This window comes from Faecalibacter macacae, assembly GCF_003687725.1.
Lineage (GTDB): Bacteria > Bacteroidota > Bacteroidia > Flavobacteriales > Weeksellaceae > Empedobacter > Empedobacter macacae.
The window spans coordinates 1-20,014 of the sequence record NZ_RDOJ01000028.1; the positions used below are offsets into that span (position 1 = coordinate 1).

Here is a 20,014-nt window from a genome sequence, read left to right on the forward strand (position 1 = left end):
TCTATTCTCTTCTTTTTTTTTATTACAATTTAAGATTTTCAAATCTAAAGGAACTTGTTTCAGGATCTCATAACACGAATAAATCTAATAGCTCAAATCTAAATACTCCAGATCTATTATACGATTATTGCGTTAGATTCACAAAACAGAAAATGGATTACGTCGAAGGAAACCGAAATAACTTTGTACATCAATTAGCGTGTAATCTTAACAGAAAAGGAATCAGTTATGCAGAAGCATTAGGCTTTATTTTATCCGATTACAATTACAACGAAATCGAAGTAATGAATGCAGTAAAAAGTGCGTACAACAATACTCACGAATTTGGCACAGATAGAGAGTATAAAAGCCCTAAAACAAAGGAATCTACAAAAGCGAAAAGCAGTACAACAAACGAGGAAGAAATCGATGATGACGAAGAAAAACCTGCTGCCATAGAAAGACTAGAAATGTTCCTAAATAAAAGGTACAACTTTAGGTACAACATGGTAACAGGAAAGCTCGAATATAAAAAGGTTCGCAACCAAATGTATAAACCAATAACCGACTTTGTAGAAAATTCTATTCTTAGAGAAGTTCTAAAAGCCAAAGTAAAATGCAGCATTCAAGGATTACGCTATTTATTGATGTCGGATTATGTGGAACAATTTGATCCATTCAAAGAGTATTTTTCTACGTTGCCAGAGATAAATCAAGAGATTGATTACATAACCGAATTAGCCAATACCATAACAACAACCAATCAAGAATTATGGTTAGAATGTTTCAAAAAATGGTTTGTTGCAATGGTAGCTTGTGTAACTAATGAAAAAGTTGTCAATCAAACAGTTATTGTGTTCAGTGGAAAACAAGGATTAGGTAAAACTACCTGGATGGAAAAATTAGTTCCAAAACCATTAAAAGATTATCTGTTTTCAGGTACGATAAATCCCAACAACAAAGATACGTTGATACATTTAGCAGAATGTATGTTAATCAACTTAGACGAGTTAGAAAATCTGAACAAAACAGAAATCGGTTCATTAAAAGAAATCATTACCAAATCCCATATCAGAATGAGAAAAGCATACGGTCACAACAACGAAACATTACCACGCAGAGCATCATTTGCGGGTTCGGTTAATACAGCTCAATTCTTAAACGATACAACAGGTTCAAGAAGATTTTTATGCTTTGAAGTCGAACACATCGAATACCATCACAACGTAAATCTTGATAACTGCTACAAACAAGCTTTGCATTTAATAGATCAAGGATTTAGATATTGGTTCAACAACGAAGAAATTAAAAACATCAACCAAAACAACGAACAATACCAAATCAAATCCCCAGAAGAAGAATTGCTATTGACGTGGTTCGAGAAAGCAGATAAAGAAACAGCCAATGCCTTTTTAAACGCAACCCAAATAGCTACAAGGTTAGCTTTTTTCAGTAACATCAATATCAATAGCGGAACAGTAAACCAATTAGGTAAAGCATTAAAGAAACACGGTTTTATGAGGATTTCTAAAAATGGTTCGTATGTATATGCAGTCAAAGAATTAGAATACGATCAAGTACAGAAAGAGAATAAATCATTGGAAGAAAAATAAATTCGGCATCTAAAACGATACCGTTAAGAAAATGAATATTGAGAAGGATAAGAATAAATTACCGACTGAAAGGAGCGATTTAATTTATTCCCGAATCAATATTCATTTTTAGGTTAATCGTTTTATAGCCTTGACTTTTTTGTTTCGTTTTTGTGTCAAGACAAAAATGAAAGTAAACAATTTTGTTTCGTTTTGGATCAATAAAAATAAATATTATAAAACAAATAATTCTAATATCTAACATCTAAAATCTCAATACTAAGTGCAAAAATCCCCTTACTTTTCCTTACTTTCCAAACTCGCAAAATACTTAAATCTTACACCATATTTCTTAAGTCTATACCGAATTACACCGAGTAAGGAAAGTAACCAAATTTGACCAAAAGAAAAAATTGTAAAATCACTCAAAACAAAAACTAGTAACATAAGCTAAAATCAAAGCAAAGGAGAACCATTGGTTCTCCTTATTGCATTAATATCTTCGTTTGAAACAGTTTTTTCAGAACCTCAAAAAACAAAAAAATGTTTTTGCCGAAATTTGGTTACTTAGGTTACTTTATAAATTTTAATTAAAATTGTTAATAAAAATATATTAAAAAATTAGTGTATAAATCTTCTTGTCCGTAATTTTGTCCGTAAGTAAAATTAGTAGAGTTATGGTGAGTGTAAAATTTTATTTAGACAAAGCAGATAAATTTAATTATTGTCCAATTCATTTAGTTATCCGTCAAAAGGATATTAAAATTAAAGTTTCAACAGGTGAGAAAGTTTTAAAAGAAAATTGGGATGGAAATAATCAAGAAGTAAGTACATCTGATTATAATTCTGTAGCTATAAATAAATTCTTAATATTTCTTAAACAAGAAGTTGAGAAATGTATTGAAACAACACCTCATTCTAATCTTACCGACAAACATATCAAAGATTTAATAACACGTTTGATTGAGAGCAGAAAAGAAAACAACGATGTCAAAATTGTTTGTGAAGATTCTGTCAAATATAACAAAATGAAAAAAATAACTTTTATTGATTTATTTGCTGGTGCAGGTGGATTTAGCGAAGGGTTTCTTCAAGCAGAAACAAAGGACAAATATTTCGATTTTAGATTAGCAAATGATATAAATGATAATTGCGAATTAACGCACTTAGCAAGGTATAATTATCAATTGGGTATGGATGCTGAATTCTTACGTCAGGATATTACAGAACCTGATTTTATTGATAATTTGATGGCTAAAATTAAAGACCAAACTATTGATGTAGTTTGTGGTGGTCCTCCTTGTCAAAGTTTCAGCTTAGCTGGTAAAAGAAAGAAATTTGATAAGAAAGATGACTTATTTGCCCATTATTTGAACGTAATTAAAATTCTTAGACCCAAGTATTTTGTAATGGAGAATGTAAAAGGGATTCTTACAAAAGAAAAAGGTAAAATAAAGGAAATGATTCTAAATGAAATTCGTTCAATTTTAGACCTTAAAGAGTTTCCTCAATTAATTCATTTTGTAGCAAATCTCAAAAAACAACATCCAGAATATTCTTTTATTTTAGACTGTTATATTAATCGTTTAAATTTTGAGAAAGCCGTAGATAAAGAATTAGATACGCTTAAAGAAGCTTATATAAATAGTATTGAAAATAAGTTTAAAAATTTAGCGCCTAAAATTGCTAATTATAAGACGAGTAAAACCGATATAAATTTTGGTACTATTCGCCACGGATTTAATTTACTTAAACGATCTAAAGAACTAGAATACATTCGTAAAAAAGTGATTCAAGAGAAAAATATCAATGATTTAGATAATGATTATTTTGCATCGAATTTTGATGATTTTTTAGTTTCTATAGAATCAGATAGTATAATAGAAAAAATTCATAATTCATTTAAAAACCTTGAACCTGGGTTAGATTATAAAAATGAAATTGATGACATAATTCTTGCATTAGAAATTTTTAATTATTCATTTGATGAATGTATTCAAGATTTATCAAAGATTATTAGAGATGAAAAATTAAAAGTTGAATTAGAATCAATATTGTCACATATAAGATTATATAACATCGATCAACCTTTCGTTGCAATGGCTTCTGATTATGGTGTTCCTCAGAATAGAGAACGTGTTTTATTTATTGGTTGTCGTAAAGACCAAAAAATGATTCACACTGTTCCTGCAACGGTTAAGCCAGAAGATAGAGTAACTGTTTTTGAAGCTTTATATGATTTAAATTTTGTGGGTAATGATGATGAAAAGTTCAATTATGAGGAAGTGAATATTAATGAGCAATATGGTGATAAATCAAATTTTGTTAAATCGTTAATTAAAAAACGAGGGATTAATGGTACATTTACTAAAGATGGATTAACATATGCTGAATGGTCTAAAAGAGGAAGATTAAGCGAAAGATTTAAGTCTGCTAAAAATCCTTTTTATGTTCGTAATTTTGATGAATTAGATAACCCATTAGCACATATTGTAGCTCCTTTACAAAACCATAAAACAAGCAAACAAAATGACGATGTTTTAAAAAGATTATCTATCATTTTAAATGCAGGTAATTACGAAGATGCTAAAAAGGAATTATTAAAAAATGGCATTAGTACAGATAAACGTAGTTATAGTGTCTTAAAGATAGATGGACAGAGTCCTACTGTATTAACAATGCCAGATGATTATATTCATTTTAATAGTCCTCGTGCTTTAACAGTAAGAGAAATGGCTCGTTTACAATCTTTTGATGATAGTTTTGTGTTTCAAGGTAAACGTTCTACTGGAGGAAATAAGCGTAAATTCGAAGTACCTCAATATACATTGGTAGGTAATGCAGTTCCTCCGTTAATGGCTCGAGCTGTTGCTTTAGAAATTTTAAATAACATTAAATAAGAATGCTTGAAAGTTTTAAAAAAGATATTTTAAATGATGTAGATTCAGGATTTATAGCTCAAAAATATTTAATTGATGGTGATTCATATTTTTTTAGAGAATTTTATCCTGATGATGAATTTGTATTTAAAAAAGGATTAGCAGATGTACTAGATGTACATATAAGGGATATTTCAATCGTAGGTTCAGGTAAACTAGGATTCAGTTTAAAACCAGATAATGTTGAAAGCTCGTTATATCATTTTAAAAAATTTGACTATGATTTTGCTTTAGATTTCAATGCAGACAAATCTGATTTAGATATTGCGATTATTTCAGAAAAGCTATTTGAACATTTTTTACAAGATATCTTTTTTAAAACTAATAAATATAGAACGATACCTTCAGAATGGAAAAAGAGAAAAGATTTTTCTTATTATGCATTAAAAGGATGGTTTAGAAAAGATTTTCTTTTTGATGGATATGAGTTTGAAAATAATTTATACGAATATTTAGATTCCTATAAAAAGAAATATAAAAGAGATATTAATATAGGAATATATAAGTCTTGGCTTTATTTTGAGCATTATCATATTAATAATATTGAAAATATAAAAATAAATCTTTTACATAATGGATAACAATAGATTACCAGAAAGTATACCTTCTTCAAATATTAAGATAATAGAGTTGTATAACAAACTTGAAACTGAAAAATTAATTCCAGATCCTGATTTTCAAAGAAAATTAGTTTGGAAAAAACAACATAAGTTTCATTTTATTGAGACAATTCTACTAAACTACCCTTTTCCAGAAGTATATATTGCAAGTTCAGATATTGATGTTGAAACATTACAAGCTAAAGAGATTGTAGTTGACGGTCAGCAAAGATTAACTACGATAAGAGATTATATAAAAGGCGAGGGAGATTTTAGTGACCAAAAATCAATTGCATCATTTAGTTCTTTATCTGCAGACCAAAAGAAAGATTTCTTAAATTATTATGTTTCTGTTCGGGATTTAAAAGATTTAGCTATAGAAGAGATTAAAGAAATCTTTCAAAGAATTAATAATACGGAATATTCACTAAATACAGTTGAGAAACAAAATGCTCAATATGGTGATGGAGAATTTTTAATTTTTTGTAAACAAATAACTGATTTGGATGCTATTACAAAGCAAGAGACAGATGTTTTAATAGAAAAAGAATTAAGAGAATTTTTTGTTGGATTTTGGAGCAAAGTTAAAGTATTCGATGATAATGATAATTCAAGAATGTTAGCGTTACAATATGTGGCAAATTTGGTAGTAACAGTTATAGAACCTGATTATTTTCATAGAAATACAAAAACACAAAATTATATTTCTGATTATAATAATGATTTTCCTCAAAATAATAATGTATTAAAAATTTTAAAAGAAGTTTTAGAATTTATTAATAAAATTGAATTAAATGAAAACTCTTACTGGTTTAGAAAACCAAATTTATTTAGTTTAATAGTGGAATTATCAAGATTTGAAAAAATTGAAAAAATTGATATTCCTAAATTTAAACAGGATTTAGAAAACTTTGAAATTTTGAGTAATCAATATTTTGCAAAAATCGATTTGCATTTAATTAATGAAGATTATAAATTGTATTTTGAATATGCAAAACAGGGGGTGAATGATAAAGGGCAACGTTTGCATAGAGGAAAAGTTGTAGAAAAATTAATAACAGAAAATTTAATTGCATAATCCAGTTATTTTCATTTTTAATGAGACCACTAACTACTATAGAATTAACTCGTCTACAACTTTTAACTGAAAATTCAGTTGAATTTACATTGATAGAACCTACTGAAACAGCCCTTAAAAAATCAATTATGGATGCTACAGGTAGTGTTCGTATTTATTTAAAAAATCAAAATGTACACGATTACGATTTACAAGGTAAAGGGGCATCAACGAATGGAGTGTCAAAACAAACTAAAATAATTTTAGAAAACACTTTGGTTGATACTACGACTTCTTTATATCGACCAGAAACAAAAGATGGTGACCCTCGGATATGGGTGTATAAATTAAAACCATATGCTAATGCAAACGATATATTAGCAATTATAAATTTCCAAGAAGTTTTATATATCGTAAATGTTACTCAGCTAGATTTTGATTCGCTAATTAAAGGTGAGGGTAATAATCCATTAAAAGAATTAGTTGCTCAAATCAATTCAGATTCTAACGAAGTTGCTGATGAATTATTAGGTTTATTAAGAGATATTGCTAAACGTGGTTTTGTACCTGGTTTACTACAAGCAGATACTTCTATCGGTCGTACACTAGAAACTTTATTAGGTATTGAAATCAATTCATCTAGAAAACCTGATTATAAAGGGATAGAGCTAAAATCTTTTAGAGATTCAAGAACTAATAGAAAAACCTTGTTTGCTCAAGTTCCTGATTGGTCAGCTAGTAAATTTAAGAGTTCCGCAGAAATATTAGATAACTTTGGTTATGAAAGAGGTGACGATTTTAAGTTATACTGTACAGTTTCAGCTATAACACGTAATTCACAAGGTTTAAAGTTAAATATGCAATCTGATATAAGGTACTTATTTGAAAATTCTGAAAGAGCAACAATTGGTGACTTCGTTGCTTGGTCTACAGAAACTTTACATAAAAGGTTATTAGAAAAGCACAATGAAACATTTTGGATTGCAGCTGATACTCAGCTGATAGATAATGTTGAACATTTTCAATTCAAAAAAGTTGAACATACAAAAAAGCCAATTGTAAGTCAATTTGATATACTTATAGAGCAAGGTATAATAACATTAGATCATTTAATTAAAAGAAATAGCGCAGGAAGAGTTGTAGAAAAAGGTCCGTTATTTAAAATAAAACCAAATGCTTTAAACTTACTTTTTCCACCAAGTGAAATTTATGATTTAATATAAAATTAAAAATAAAAAAACTCCATAATCGTATTTGATTATGGAGTTTTTTTATTAAAATTATTTAATTTCAACATTGGTAAAGTGTTACTAAAACTATAACTTTCACTATTTAATTATAATAATGGATCAATATATAAAATTTAAACATTTATTAGAATATTTTGTAGCTCATTTAGAATGGAAAGTAAATGGAGATATAAATGCTATTGGATATAAAAAATATATAAAACCCTTAATTAACAATGGGGTTTTCTTTGAAACAGGACAAGGATATAATAACGGAAATATTCAAAATCAAATTTCAAATTGGGATAATTACGATAATGGTAAAATATTTATTAGTATACAACCAAATTTTGGTAATTATAAGTCAGTAAAATGTTATTTAAATTGGGCAGGAACTGGTTTAAATATTATAGCAAATTGGGAAGATGATACGATTAAATCTTTATACCTTGAAGAATACCAATGGTGGTTAAGTAAAAATCAACAAAGAAAAAAAATTGGAAATAATAGTTCATTAACTTCATTAGGATTATTTGATGGAGATATTATAACGAAGGATTTAGTATCATTTTATGATAAGTTTGACTCTTTAATTGAGTCTTGGAAAATTAAAAATAATAAGAGAATTGAAATGGAAAAAAATCAATATTATATAGACATTTTATTAGCAAACAAAAACATCATCCTTACAGGTGCACCTGGTACTGGGAAAACCTATTTAGCAAAGCAAATTGCAAAACAAGTAATAGGAGTTGATTCAGATGAAGAGTTAGCGAGTTCAGGTCAATTTGGTTTTATTCAATTTCATCCATCATACGATTATACCGATTTTGTAGAAGGTTTACGCCCAACCAAACCAGATTCAAATGGTAATATAGGATTCGAACTTAAAAATGGAGTTTTTAAAGAGTTCTGTAAAAGAGCAATAGGTGAAGAAGTTGAAGAAAAATTCGATGAATTATATAATAAATTTATTGATGAAGTTATCGAAACACCTCTTAGCTTAGAAACTCCTACTCACAAGAAAAAGTTCAAAGTAGAAATTAATAATAATAAAACTTGTGTTGCAGTTCCTGAAACAGAAATAGGTACAAAGATGTCTATAACTAAACAAATGCTTTATGATTATGTACATTTTGATAAAATAAGGGATTGGAAACCTTATACAATTCCAATTGCTAAATATTTTATAACTAAATATAACTATACACCATCAATAGCTAAACAAGATAAGAAATACGTCTTTGTAATTGATGAAATTAATCGAGGGGAAATTTCTAAAATATTTGGCGAATTATTCTTTTCTATTGATCCTTCATATAGAGGTATAAAAGGGGTAGTGAAAACTCAATACGCAAATATGCACGAAGATACAAATGAAACCTTTTACATACCAGAAAATGTCTATATCATTGGTTCAATGAACGATATTGATCGTAGTGTAGAAAGCTTTGATTTTGCTATGCGTAGAAGATTTACGTGGATTGAAATTACAGCCCAAGAAAGTGCGAGTAATATGAATCTTCCACAAGAAATAATAGATAAAATGCAAAGATTAAATAGCGCAATTTCTAATATTGATGTTTTAGGGAGTGCATTTCACATCGGAGGGGCATATTTCTTAGATGCAGATGGTAAACCGAGAACTGATTTAGATAAGGTTTACCAATTCAGAATTGAGCCATTATTAAAAGAGTATTTAAGAGGATTACCTGAAATAGAAGATAGATTAAATGAACTTAAAGTAAGTTATTTTTCGGATGAGAACAACGGATAATAACGGTGGATATCTTTTTAAAAATGAAGAATTTATTCATAAAGAGAATTTAAGTCGTATTGCAAATAAAAGCCTTCTTAATTTACAAGAAAGCAATGCTGATTTATTAATTTTTCCTCATTCTTTAGGTGTACACAAAGATGATGTAGAAAAATCTACCATATTTTCAATGGATGATGAATGTATCACAACCTACAACCTAATGGGATTTGTAGGTTGTAATAATTCACAATTAACCATAACTTCTCGTTTTTCAAATGAGGATGATAAAGATTACTTCTTGCATTATATGTTACAAAAAGTTTTCGCAATTAACATTTTAGATTTTGATCAAAAATCGAATAAAGAGAATATTTGGGATTTTTTAATTTATTTATTTCCGTATTTTTTAAAGAAAGCCTACGCACAAGGTTTGTTTAAAGCATACAGACGTAACGAATATAACAATGCAAATATTAAGGGGACAATTAATATAAACAGGCACATACAAAAGAACATTCCATTTCGAGGGCATATTGCCTATACAACCAGAGAACATTCCTATGATAATGACATTACTCAATTAATTAGGCACACGATTGAATATATTAAACTTCACCCATTTGGTAAGGGTGTTTTACTCAAGGATAATGAAACCAGAGAAATTGTTCAAAAGTTTATATTCGTTACGGATGCAACCTATAACAAAAACGAAAGAAATAAAATCATAGCTAAAAATTTAAAACCTTTTGCTCATCCTTATTTTTTTGAATATAAACTCTTACAAAAAATCTGTTTACAGATTCTTAGAAGAGAAAAGTTATCGTACGTTAAGGATGAGAATAAAATCTATGGATTATTGTTTGATGGAGCTTGGCTTTGGGAAGAATACTTAAACACATTACTAAAAGATAAATTCATTCATCCTGAAAACAAAACAGGTAAACATAAACAGTACCTGTTTGAAGGTAATAAACAATCCATTTATCCCGATTTTATCAGTAAAGACAAACCTTTTATAGTTGGGGATGCGAAATACATCCCTTTAGATAAGCAAGGTTCTTATAACGAAAATTCAGAACGTGCAGTTAGTATTTATTACAAAACGTTAGCGTATATGTATCGTTTTAATTCAACAAAAGGATTCTTAATTTACCCAACCAAAAATGAAGAGAATCTATACGAAGAACTAAAAATTCAAGATACAGAAGGAATATTACAGAAAATAGGATTAGCGATCCCTCAAAATGTAAATAATTATAATCATTTTACACAAAGAATAATTATAAACGAAAAGATTTTAAATATAATTTAAAAATGAGTTTGTTATAAAATATATATCAATTATTAAATTTTAATAACTAAATCAACCAAATGCTACAAATTCTAAATAATAAAACAGAAAATACACACGAGAATGAGCAGTTCAGAAGAATTGTAAAAATCATTCAAAGTGTATTTGATAAATATAAATACGAGGGAATTTTAATCGGAAATCCTTCCAACGATTTATTTTATAAATTTCAGGCAGATGCATTACTTTATTATACTAATGGCTTGATTATTTTTGATTTCAAAGATTATTCGGGTGAAATTTATTTTCCCGAAGATGAAGATGATTTCCAATCTGCAGAATGGTATATCGAAAGATTTTCTGATCAATCCAAAATAAGGATCAAGGGAGGAAGTTATGTTAATCCTTTTTTTCAATTAAAAAAATACAGAGAAGAATTATATAATGTAGTTAATAATTATCCACAATTAAATATAAACGCTAGTAAGATTGCGAGTGTAAATGTTTTTTCTGGTCCTATAGGTGTAAAAAATAAAGTTCCAGGTAAATTTAGATTTTATAGATTATTAGAAGAAGCAAATCTCGAAGATTTTATTGTTGATTTTTCAAGTAGTAACTCATTTGATTTAGATACGTCTATTTTTCTGAAAAGGATTTTCCCTGCGGATGATTGGAATATTAGTACTAATAACATAACTAAAATAGAGGAAAATACTTCCGAAAAGTATAGTAATACGGATGTAATTGAACCTGAAATTATAGAGTTTTTACAGAAAGATGAAGGGGGAATTTTAGTTTTAGAATCTATGGAAATTAGTCAACGAGATAAATGGCTGCATTTTCTTTCTGAAGCAACAAGTAAAACAATACCTGAAATTGAATCTTGGGCACATTCCTCTAGAATTGCAAATAGAATTTTTACACGAACTAACGTGAAAACGCATAGCATTTATAGTGTTATTTATGGCGGTACAACAAAGGTTGAAGATGAGTTATTAAATTTAGAAGAGGATAATTCGGATGATAATCAAGATAATAATCTATTAGAGATAATACCAATAAAATCAAATACTACATTAGATGAAAAAGCTCTAATTATTATTAATGAAGCACATCTAGTAAGTCGTAGTTTAAATCAATCCGAATTACTAAGATTTGGTTCTGGTCGACTTTTAGAAGATCTGATCAAGTTTTTAGACCCAAAAAGCAATAGAAAAATAATTTTTATAGGAGATCCTTATTCATTAAGTTTTGGCAAATCAGAAGATTCTGCGTTAGAATTGAAAAATTTGGAAGAGTTATATAGTCAAAGTATAACTATTTACCGTAAGCCTATTCCTTTTGTATGTAATAATGCTAAGGATAAAACAAGGATTGATCTTGCAAGAGGTATAGATGACATAATGTTTAATAATTTAGATTATTTCTTTGATAACGATACTTTATTTGAAGTAAATCAATCAGATATTCTACATAAATTAAATCAATGGTTTTCATATCCATTAGAAAATGAACCACAACAAGCATTTTTATTTTATTCTAAAAAAGATTGTTTAAAAACGAATTTATTAATTAAAAATCGATTTTTAAATAATGGAAATGATCTTGCGAAAAACGACCTGCTAATAGCAAATAATAACATTACAATTCCTGATCATACTGGTTTACAAATTCCAACAAAAATCATTAATGGAATGTTTTTTAAAGTAATTGAAGTTTTAGAATCAATTTGTAATCCTATTGATATTAGACAAAGTAAAACTCCAATTGAGTTGAAGTTTGTTAAGTTGAAAGTCCAATGTCTTAGTGTTTTAGGTAAACCTCAAACAGAATTATGGATACTAGATAATTTTTTCAAAAGCATTGACGGTTTATCAAAAGAAGAAAAAATTGCTTTTCAAGTTTTTATAAACATAAAAATTGCTGAAGTCAAAAAAGAAAAAAAATTCACAGATAGTAAATTTTATAACGATTTATTGAATAATGAATTTTATAAAAATTTAGATGATAAAGGTAAAAATGATATTTCTAATTTAATCAATAATAAAATTGTAAGTAAAGAGAGTAGATTAAAAGTTGAAACAACTAAAGAGGTAAGAGCATTATTAAGTTATTACTATAAATCTTTTGAAAAAGAAATTTTTAATTATATCAGAGAAACTGATCCTTTTATCAATGCGCTTATGCCTTCATATGGCTGGGCAATAACTGTTCATAAATCAATTGGGAGTTTCTATGACGAAGTTATTGTAAAAGGCCACCGTAAGGATGATGATGGAATTAGTAATGAAAGCTATTACAGATGGCTTTATAGTGCTTTTTCATCTTCAAATAAAAGGGTCTATATTACACATCCACAATATATAAATCCTTTTATGAATTGCTCGTTTGAAGATCTTGAAAATGTTGTAGATGGTAACGAAAAAGTAAAATTACCAGCCTTGCTCACTTTTAATAATTATATGATCGAAGAGAAATGGAAGCCTCTAGTTTCATCTTTAAATAATAATAATGTTGTTGGTGCAATAGTTGAATTTTCGAAAAAAATAGAAGAGAAAGGGTATATATTAAAATCAACGAAATCATTTTCAGATTATTTGAATAAAGCGTTCTATGAAAGACTTAATCAAGACAGCAAAGATTTAGTTGTTAATTTTGATAATAAAGGGGCAAATAAAAATTGGGCGGTTAGTAATATACGTGTTGAAACAACCGATTCTTCTGAATTAGAATTTTTAGAAAATGTAGTTAATGATGTTTTGAATACAACTCCTACAATTGATGAAGAAACTAATCATAACACGAATCAATTCCCTACTGATTTTAGAAATGAAATTTATTCACATTGGTTAACAGAGTTTGATAAACAAGGTGTAACCATACAATTATTAAAAAGTAGTAATAACCAAGATATTTTTCTTATTAGAAAAATGAACGATAAATTAAAGTTTCAGATATGGTATGGAACAAGTGTAAAGAATCATACAAGAGGCTTTTTTTCTAAAATAGTGATATTAGAAAAAAACACAGAAACTTTAGTTTCAAATTTAAAAGAGATAATATATGGACACTAAAACAATATTTTCACTTCGTAATCAGGCAAAAGATTTAGTAGGCAATGATAAATTTATAAAATTATCTGAGGGTTTAAATATAGCTAGAGTTCTTTATCAAGAGGATAAGTATGATGAATGGATTAAAAAAGCTTATGCTTGGGTGTTAATTGATTTATGTAAATATCTTATTCAAATAAATAATACGAATCAATTAACTGCATTATATAAGGAGTTAGTTGATATTGGGATTGAAGAATATGATGATCATATCATATATTCACAAATTGTTCAGTTACGCCCTAAAATTGATAGTAATTATTATGTAATTCAAAAGGCTGAAGATTTAAGTAAAAATGGAAATCATTCTGAAGCAATTCAAATTTTTCAAAACTTAATAATACAGAATAAATTAGAAGAAGTCCATCACGAAGCTTATGGTTGGATTATATATAGGTATTTAAAGTCAGATATAAATCAATTAAATTCAGTTCAAGTTAGAACTTTTTTAAGAGATTATATGAATCTTAAGAACGAAAGGCCTTCGATGTTACATTCGATGATTTTAAATTTTGCTCTTAATTTTTCTAAATCGAATAATGATTTTAAATTCTTTAATTTTTTTAAATTATGGGATCCTTCAAATTTAAGACCAGATGATTTAAAAGATGGTAATAAAGATGGTAATAAAATTCCGTCACTTATTTCTCGTATATGTAGAGAATTTATAAATTCCAAAGCTGACATTGATTTGAATTTTCTATTTGATTCAATTAAGTTGGATAATAACAAAATTCTTGACTTTTTCAGAGAACCATATTTTTGGGAGTTGATGAATTTGAATAAAGAAAATAAGTTTAACCACTTATGGCCTTTATTTAATGAATATGTCACAAAATATGCATCTTATGATTCATCTAAATGGCATTCTGAAATTTTAATTCTAGCAGAAAGATTTATGAAAGAAAATGAGGAGTGGCGATTTTTTGAGTTTTTTAAACAATGGAATCCAGAAAAATTACGTGATGAGGATTGGAAAGAAACGAAAAAAGATGAGTTTACATATAAACCATTAGCGATTAAAGCACTAAAAAAATCTTTTGAATGCATAAAAAAACAAAATAATGAGCAAGATCTTAATTGGATAATTCCTGCCTATCATAAAGCAATTAATCTTTTTCCAGATGATGAATGGCTTTTAAGAGAAAAGGCATTAATTCATATAAAGAGTAAGCAATTCGAAGAAGCAATTTCTATTTATAAAAAATTGGTTCTTGAATTAGCTAATAGTTATTATATCTGGAGCGAATTAGCAAAATGCATTGAAAACAATAATAAATTAAAAATTGGATTGTTAGCAAAAGCTGCATCTTTAGAAAAAAATGAAGATTTTTTGGGAGAAATTCGCTTGCAGTTAGCTAAACTTTTTATCGATGAAAATCTTGTAGAAAATGCAATAGTAGAATTAAATACATATAAATCTTCAAGGGAGAAAAGTGGTAAAAGTTTTAAAGAAGAGTATTTTAGTTTAAGAAATAGTATCGCTGTTATTGAAACTAATTTGATACATAATTATAAAGTTTATAATAATTATATCCCAATAGCAGAAGAATTTGCGTATGCAGATTTTGAATGGTATGAAGTTGTTTTAGTTGATCAATGGAAAAATGACAAAGGCAAAGATAAAATGCTTTTCATTAATGGGAATAAAATTGAATTTGTATTAAGTAAAAGTCGTTTCAATAGTTTAAAAAATGCAAATTTAGGTCAAGTTTTTAATTTCAAATTGCATCAACAAATTATAAAAAAAGAGGTAGAGAGTACGTATTCTTGGCAACCAAAAAAAATAATCGAAGAAGTTAAATATATTCCTTTGGTTATTAAATTATCAGATAAACAACCCTACGAAATATTAGAAGATACTTTTGCTTATGTTGAATATATCAACAAGGAAAAACAAATTGTACACGCTATTACTTATGATAATGTAGAAATATTTTTTCCTCAATCAAACAACAATTTTCAAGTAGGTGATTTTATCACAGCTAAGAAATTCAATAAAATTATAAAAGGAGAAAAACGAACAGAGATAAGAGAAATTAAAAAAATTGAGAAAAGTTTAGCAATAAATCATTTTAATAAATCTATTGCTCTTGTAGATGGAGTAAACAATGATAAGCAGTTATTTCATTTTATTATTGATAAAAATACAGAAGGTATTATAAAATATGATGTGACATCGTTACGACCTAATGAGGGTGATTTTATTGAAATAGTTTATTCGAAAAAGAAAGATAAGAGTAATAAATTTAGACTTAATGTCTTAGAAGTTAAGAAATCTTCGGAGGTGAATCCTAATTTAAAAAGAAACATCTCAGGCCTTTTATCTGTAAAATATAAAAATGATTATGATTTTTATGAGTTTGATAATGAAAATGATACAGTTGAACTTCCAGATTTTGGATTTGTAGGAGATTATTATGTACCAAAATATTTGTTAGAAAAACATAGAATTTATAATGATTGTAATATCAATGCCACAGCTATTTTTAAAGGTGATAAATGGAAAGTAATTTCAATAGTAAAAATATAATTTTTATTACTTGTTAGATAAAGTTATCAAACCCAAAATACTACATCAATTAGTATTTGATAGTCAGTAAAATATATACGCCTATTTGCAAAGCTTCAAAGTGTATAGGGCAACAACAAAAAAGCAACTGCGGTTAATTCCAGTTTTGCGCAATACCCTAACGGGATACTTCGCAAAGCTGCCCGGGACATTAACCGCAATAACTTTAGCTGTTGCCCTATATTCAAAGGATTTTGCAAATAGGCTTCTTTCGTTCTAAACACGAACTTCCGTTTTCAAAAACCGTATTTTGGTTTTGATGAAGTAGCAGTATTGCCACAATCATTTTTGTATTTGAGATTAAGAGGAGAAGCTTGAGAAGCTTCGGGTATAATTTACTTCGTTAGGTTCATTCCGCTTCACTACGTTTCATTTCAGTAAGCAAATAATTTACTTTCATTGCACTACGTTGAGCTTCATTCACCCAACTCCGCAAAACCAAGCCTAAAATAAGCTTTCCTTTCAGTCAAGCCCATTTTTGAACGGCTTTTCGTTACACACAAAAATGCTCGTTAGGCAATAGGAAATGCCACGCACCCCCGCCACCCAAGAAAGCGGTTGCAGGTTCAGAAAAAGCAAAAGTTTTTTAGTAAGGTACATTGGTGTATTGCGCTAAACCGCTAGTCGCATCACAACGTTCGGTACTCCATTGCAAAGCAATTCGTAACCCCTCACTTTTGTGCTGCTTGATAGCTCATTAGCCCACACCAATTGGCTCGGTGTAGCAAAACACCCTAAAGGGATGTTCAGCTACAATCCCTCGCCACCTTATTTTGAAGTTGGTTTGCTTTTCTTCACCTGCGCGAGTTGCCCCAGTGCGTTCATTCCGGAATAGACACACCAAAATTCACAAAAAAGATAGCAAAGTTAGTTCGTGGTCGTTTTACGTCAAGGTCAAGCCCTTCGGGTTTCTCACAAAATCTCCACCCATTCGGGTAGTATTTTGCTCGAAAACCTTGCCTTTAAAACGCCCAATCCTGAAAAAATGGCTTTCTTTTTTTTCTCTTTTTTTCTTTTCAAAAAACATTGAATTTGAACAAAAGCAACCACATCCATTTTCAAAATTGAATTCCACTTTTTCAACTTGATTCTGTATTCGATCCCGATTTAAAGCATACATATTCCACCAGAATTGATAAATGGGTGAAGTTATTATGCATAAAAAAATCCCATCATTACGATGAGATTTAAAAAAAGTCCTGATAGTCCTGTTAAGTCTTATAAGACTATTTTTTATTTGGATCAGATTCAGCTTCATCAATCTTTACAGCAGTTTGAGCAACAGCACTGGCGATTGCACCACCTAAAGCCAAATATCCTGCAACTGTAATAACAGTAGCCGGAAGAACAACCGGAGCAGCTAAAAGAGTACCGCTAATTGCAGTTAAAGCTAATCCGACATTACGAACGATTTTAAACCATTTTGGCGTTTCATTGGTTACTCGTTCTACTAAATTTAAACTATCTTTTTTCATCATTTTTGTTTTTAAAATTCAACAATTCAAGATTCTTAATTCTTGTTTCTAAATATTCTACACGCTGACTGAGTAAATCATAACTGTTTTTAAATTCGGTTTTGATTAATAAAGCCATCGTTTTTACTTCTGTAATATCCTTTTCCATTTTCTTAAAATCGGAGTGTAATTGCTTAATAAAATAGGCAACCACCGCCAATAATAAACTTGAAATAGAACCGAAAAGGACATTTAAAATCAATTCATTTTCCATAGCTTCTGATTTTAGAATTGAAAATTATTTTCGATAGAGATCTGATTTTCTTTGCTTTTAGCAATCTTTAAAAGTTTAGGATAAACCATATCATAAGCCTTTCGACTATGAGTAACTTGATAATCACCATTGATCAATTCAAAACCAAATCCAGTCAATGGACATCCTGCAGTTTGTAAATACGTGTTTCCGATATGGATGTACACATAATCAAAATTCGGAAGCTGATCAATTTCAATCATACCTTCATGAACTTTACCCATTAGATTTTTATACTTGGTATTCATACCGCCCCAAGAATTAACGATCAATTGGTAATCACCCATAGGAATTGCAGTTTGCTTTAATATCTTATCGGCTCGAATTTTATCTTCTAACAAATAACATTGAAAGATTCCATCAATGTATAAATGGCTCAACGTACTTTGTTTTCCTTGTGCCACACGAACAATTTTAACACGCATAATCAATCATTTTAAATGAAACAAAAAAGAGCCTTTTCAAATCGAAAAGACTCCTTAACCAACTTAACCGCTTAAAAAGCATCTTCGATTTTCAGACAGTTTCCGGAAGCGAAAGGATAATAATTTCCGTTTACTTCTTGGAAAAACTCAATACCGATACATTGAACAACTGTAACATTGTTTGCCAAAGTTGGCGCACCTGGTAAAGCTGCCGAAATCGTATCTCCGGCATACGGAGCATTTAACGGAATATAAGCCGAGTACTCAACAACATTTAATTCGTTATTAATAGCATCGTCTGGCTCGTAATTTCCAGTTGTAGGATTGAACGAGAAATCCGATAAAACAGCCAAAGCATTAATCAAACGAAAGTGTGTAGATCCTGCAGGAGCAGAAATCAAATCAGTAGGATTAAAGGCAGCGACTACAAAATCAGCTTCATTACGATCTGTATTATGTTCCACATCATAAGGCGCATTAAAAACACCATTAATCGAAAGGCGTTTGTCAAACTCAAAACCAATTAAATATTGACGTTGAGTAGAAACTTCAACTTTTCGATAACCTCTGGCTTCTGTACCATCTTCTAAGTTAATTTTCTTCATTACCGAAGTTAATCGACCTGTCACTTGACTATCTGCCATTTTACTCATTACCTGAGAAAGAGCAGTACGCAACGACTTTCCAGTTCTTGCACATCCGCCAAACTCATTCATATTTTCACGAGTACGTTCAAACTCAGGAGCAGATTTTACCTGCTGAGCAGTTGGACCACCAACCATACCGGCATAAAAGCCAGGTTGTCCTTTAATCTTAAAATGACGAACATCTCCAATCGTTCCGATGTACTTCATAAGTCCTTTTTGTCTTGCCATAACTTTAAATTTATTAGTTAAACATTTGAGAATAATAGTATTACAAAGTTGGTTGATTAAATTTGTATAGACAATATGTAACTAATTGCAATACAATGAAATACAGTGCTAAAGAACCTTATTACGTGGAAACATTTTATAATGTATTGGAAATCAAAGATGCAGATACTTTGGTTGTGAAACACGCCTTTTCGAAAGAAGAAAAAGAAATCAGATTATACGGAATTGATGCACCAGAAATCCGAATCAACAGAAAGCTAAAAGAAGATGAAGAAAAAACACATCTTCCTGCAAGTTTGTTGATTGAGTTAGGATGGGAGGCAAGAAATTACCTAACTAACGTTTTAAGTGTTGGAGATAGAATAACTATACTCACAGAAATAAAAAATGCCTACGATTTTTATCATAGGCAATTAGGTTATGTAATCCTGGAATCAGGCGAATGTTTGAATGAATTGTTGCTTCAAAATGGATATGCAAAAGCATCAAGAGATTATTATTGTTCAAAATTAGCAGAATATCAGTTGATGAATCGTACTGCTCAGTTAAATAAAGTCGGTTTATATGCTCGAATTTCCCATTTTTAAGCCCAGATTAAATGTTAAAGTTTCGTTTTTGATGGCTTAAAATCTATGCTCAACAAAGACTTAAAACATACTTTTTCAATTGTTGTACTTATGTTGTACCAAATGCTATAAAATGAGTAACGAGCCCACTAAAATAAAGACTTTGCAATGAAACTTTGGATAATACTATGTTAGCAGAAGTTTTTATATACTAATATTTAAAAAAGGAAAAAGCATTAAATTTTCAAAAC

The 20,014-nt window shown here is 29.0% G+C and carries 14 protein-coding genes; 10 read left to right on the forward strand and 4 right to left on the reverse strand.

Going from position 1 to position 20,014, the window contains the following annotated elements; translation table 11 throughout:
• The first annotated feature begins 152 nt into the window (after window positions 1-152).
• The 9 genes from EAH69_RS13435 to EAH69_RS13475 all read left to right on the forward strand — a co-directional run bounded on the left by EAH69_RS13435 (window position 153) and on the right by EAH69_RS13475 (window position 16,091).
• The gene (locus EAH69_RS13435; protein ID WP_230466831.1) at window positions 153-1,592 is read left to right on the forward strand and encodes a VapE domain-containing protein; all 1,440 of its coding nucleotides are present in this window, start codon (window positions 153-155) and stop codon (window positions 1,590-1,592) included.
• A gap of 656 nt (window positions 1,593-2,248) precedes the next feature.
• Window positions 2,249-4,471: a DNA cytosine methyltransferase gene (locus EAH69_RS13440; protein ID WP_121935731.1), complete on the forward strand. Its 2,223-nt coding sequence runs from the start codon at window positions 2,249-2,251 to the stop codon at window positions 4,469-4,471.
• Window positions 4,472-4,473: 2 nt separating this feature from the next.
• A complete protein-coding gene (locus EAH69_RS13445; protein WP_121935732.1) occupies window positions 4,474-5,091 on the forward strand; it encodes a hypothetical protein in 618 nt (205 codons plus the stop codon).
• A complete protein-coding gene (locus EAH69_RS13450) occupies window positions 5,084-6,187 on the forward strand; it encodes a DUF262 domain-containing protein (protein ID WP_121935733.1) in 1,104 nt (367 codons plus the stop codon). Before EAH69_RS13445 ends, EAH69_RS13450 begins: the two co-directional genes overlap by 8 nt.
• A gap of 20 nt (window positions 6,188-6,207) precedes the next feature.
• Window positions 6,208-7,389: an MvaI/BcnI restriction endonuclease family protein gene (locus tag EAH69_RS13455; RefSeq protein WP_121935734.1), complete on the forward strand. Its 1,182-nt coding sequence runs from the start codon at window positions 6,208-6,210 to the stop codon at window positions 7,387-7,389.
• Window positions 7,390-7,510: 121 nt separating this feature from the next.
• On the forward strand, window positions 7,511-9,172 hold the full coding sequence (locus EAH69_RS13460; RefSeq protein WP_121935735.1) for an McrB family protein: 1,662 nt from the start codon (window positions 7,511-7,513) through the stop codon (window positions 9,170-9,172).
• Window positions 9,156-10,466: an McrC family protein gene (locus EAH69_RS13465; RefSeq protein ID WP_121935736.1), complete on the forward strand. Its 1,311-nt coding sequence runs from the start codon at window positions 9,156-9,158 to the stop codon at window positions 10,464-10,466. The genes EAH69_RS13460 and EAH69_RS13465 overlap by 17 nt, the downstream gene beginning before the upstream one ends.
• 242 nt (window positions 10,467-10,708) lie before the next feature.
• Window positions 10,709-13,519: a P-loop NTPase family protein gene (locus EAH69_RS13470; protein WP_394338585.1), complete on the forward strand. Its 2,811-nt coding sequence runs from the start codon at window positions 10,709-10,711 to the stop codon at window positions 13,517-13,519.
• On the forward strand, window positions 13,509-16,091 hold the full coding sequence (locus EAH69_RS13475) for a tetratricopeptide repeat protein (protein ID WP_121935738.1): 2,583 nt from the start codon (window positions 13,509-13,511) through the stop codon (window positions 16,089-16,091). The genes EAH69_RS13470 and EAH69_RS13475 overlap by 11 nt, the downstream gene beginning before the upstream one ends.
• 1,265 nt (window positions 16,092-17,356) lie before the next feature.
• Here the strand turns inward: EAH69_RS13475 and EAH69_RS13480 are convergent.
• From EAH69_RS13480 to EAH69_RS13495, 4 genes are all read right to left on the reverse strand, one after another.
• Window positions 17,357-17,605 (reverse strand): hypothetical protein, encoded by a 249-nt coding sequence (locus tag EAH69_RS13480; protein ID WP_121935739.1) that lies wholly within the window; start codon window positions 17,603-17,605, stop codon window positions 17,357-17,359.
• On the reverse strand, window positions 17,592-17,858 hold the full coding sequence (locus EAH69_RS13485; protein WP_121935740.1) for a hypothetical protein: 267 nt from the start codon (window positions 17,856-17,858) through the stop codon (window positions 17,592-17,594). Before EAH69_RS13485 ends, EAH69_RS13480 begins: the two co-directional genes overlap by 14 nt.
• Before the next feature lie 11 nt (window positions 17,859-17,869).
• Complete coding sequence (locus EAH69_RS13490) at window positions 17,870-18,322, reverse strand: DUF5675 family protein (protein WP_121935741.1); 453 nt, start codon at window positions 18,320-18,322, stop codon at window positions 17,870-17,872.
• Between the two features lie 71 nt (window positions 18,323-18,393).
• Entirely contained in the window at window positions 18,394-19,197 is an 804-nt protein-coding gene (locus tag EAH69_RS13495; RefSeq protein WP_121935742.1) for a hypothetical protein, read from the reverse strand.
• Window positions 19,198-19,292: 95 nt separating this feature from the next.
• Between EAH69_RS13495 and EAH69_RS13500 the strand changes: the two genes are divergently transcribed.
• The gene (locus tag EAH69_RS13500; RefSeq protein WP_121935743.1) at window positions 19,293-19,784 is read left to right on the forward strand and encodes a thermonuclease family protein; all 492 of its coding nucleotides are present in this window, start codon (window positions 19,293-19,295) and stop codon (window positions 19,782-19,784) included.
• The last annotated feature ends 230 nt before the right edge of the window (window positions 19,785-20,014 follow it).

Excerpts from the sequence above, each read along its gene's own strand:
- EAH69_RS13480 (WP_121935739.1), bottom strand. The coding sequence starts at position 17,605 with ATGAAAAAAGATAGTTTAAATTTAGTAGAACGAGTAACCAATGAAACG.
- EAH69_RS13475 (WP_121935738.1), top strand. The coding sequence starts at position 13,509 with ATGGACACTAAAACAATATTTTCACTTCGTAATCAGGCAAAAGATTTA.
- EAH69_RS13490 (WP_121935741.1), bottom strand. The coding sequence starts at position 18,322 with ATGCGTGTTAAAATTGTTCGTGTGGCACAAGGAAAACAAAGTACGTTG.
- EAH69_RS13485 (WP_121935740.1), bottom strand. The coding sequence starts at position 17,858 with ATGGAAAATGAATTGATTTTAAATGTCCTTTTCGGTTCTATTTCAAGT.
- EAH69_RS13440 (WP_121935731.1), top strand. The coding sequence starts at position 2,249 with ATGGTGAGTGTAAAATTTTATTTAGACAAAGCAGATAAATTTAATTAT.
- EAH69_RS13450 (WP_121935733.1), top strand. The coding sequence starts at position 5,084 with ATGGATAACAATAGATTACCAGAAAGTATACCTTCTTCAAATATTAAG.
- EAH69_RS13495 (WP_121935742.1), bottom strand. The coding sequence starts at position 19,197 with ATGGCAAGACAAAAAGGACTTATGAAGTACATCGGAACGATTGGAGAT.
- EAH69_RS13465 (WP_121935736.1), top strand. The coding sequence starts at position 9,156 with ATGAGAACAACGGATAATAACGGTGGATATCTTTTTAAAAATGAAGAA.
- EAH69_RS13500 (WP_121935743.1), top strand. The coding sequence starts at position 19,293 with ATGAAATACAGTGCTAAAGAACCTTATTACGTGGAAACATTTTATAAT.
- EAH69_RS13460 (WP_121935735.1), top strand. The coding sequence starts at position 7,511 with ATGGATCAATATATAAAATTTAAACATTTATTAGAATATTTTGTAGCT.
- EAH69_RS13435 (WP_230466831.1), top strand. The coding sequence starts at position 153 with ATGGATTACGTCGAAGGAAACCGAAATAACTTTGTACATCAATTAGCG.
- EAH69_RS13445 (WP_121935732.1), top strand. The coding sequence starts at position 4,474 with ATGCTTGAAAGTTTTAAAAAAGATATTTTAAATGATGTAGATTCAGGA.
- EAH69_RS13455 (WP_121935734.1), top strand. The coding sequence starts at position 6,208 with ATGAGACCACTAACTACTATAGAATTAACTCGTCTACAACTTTTAACT.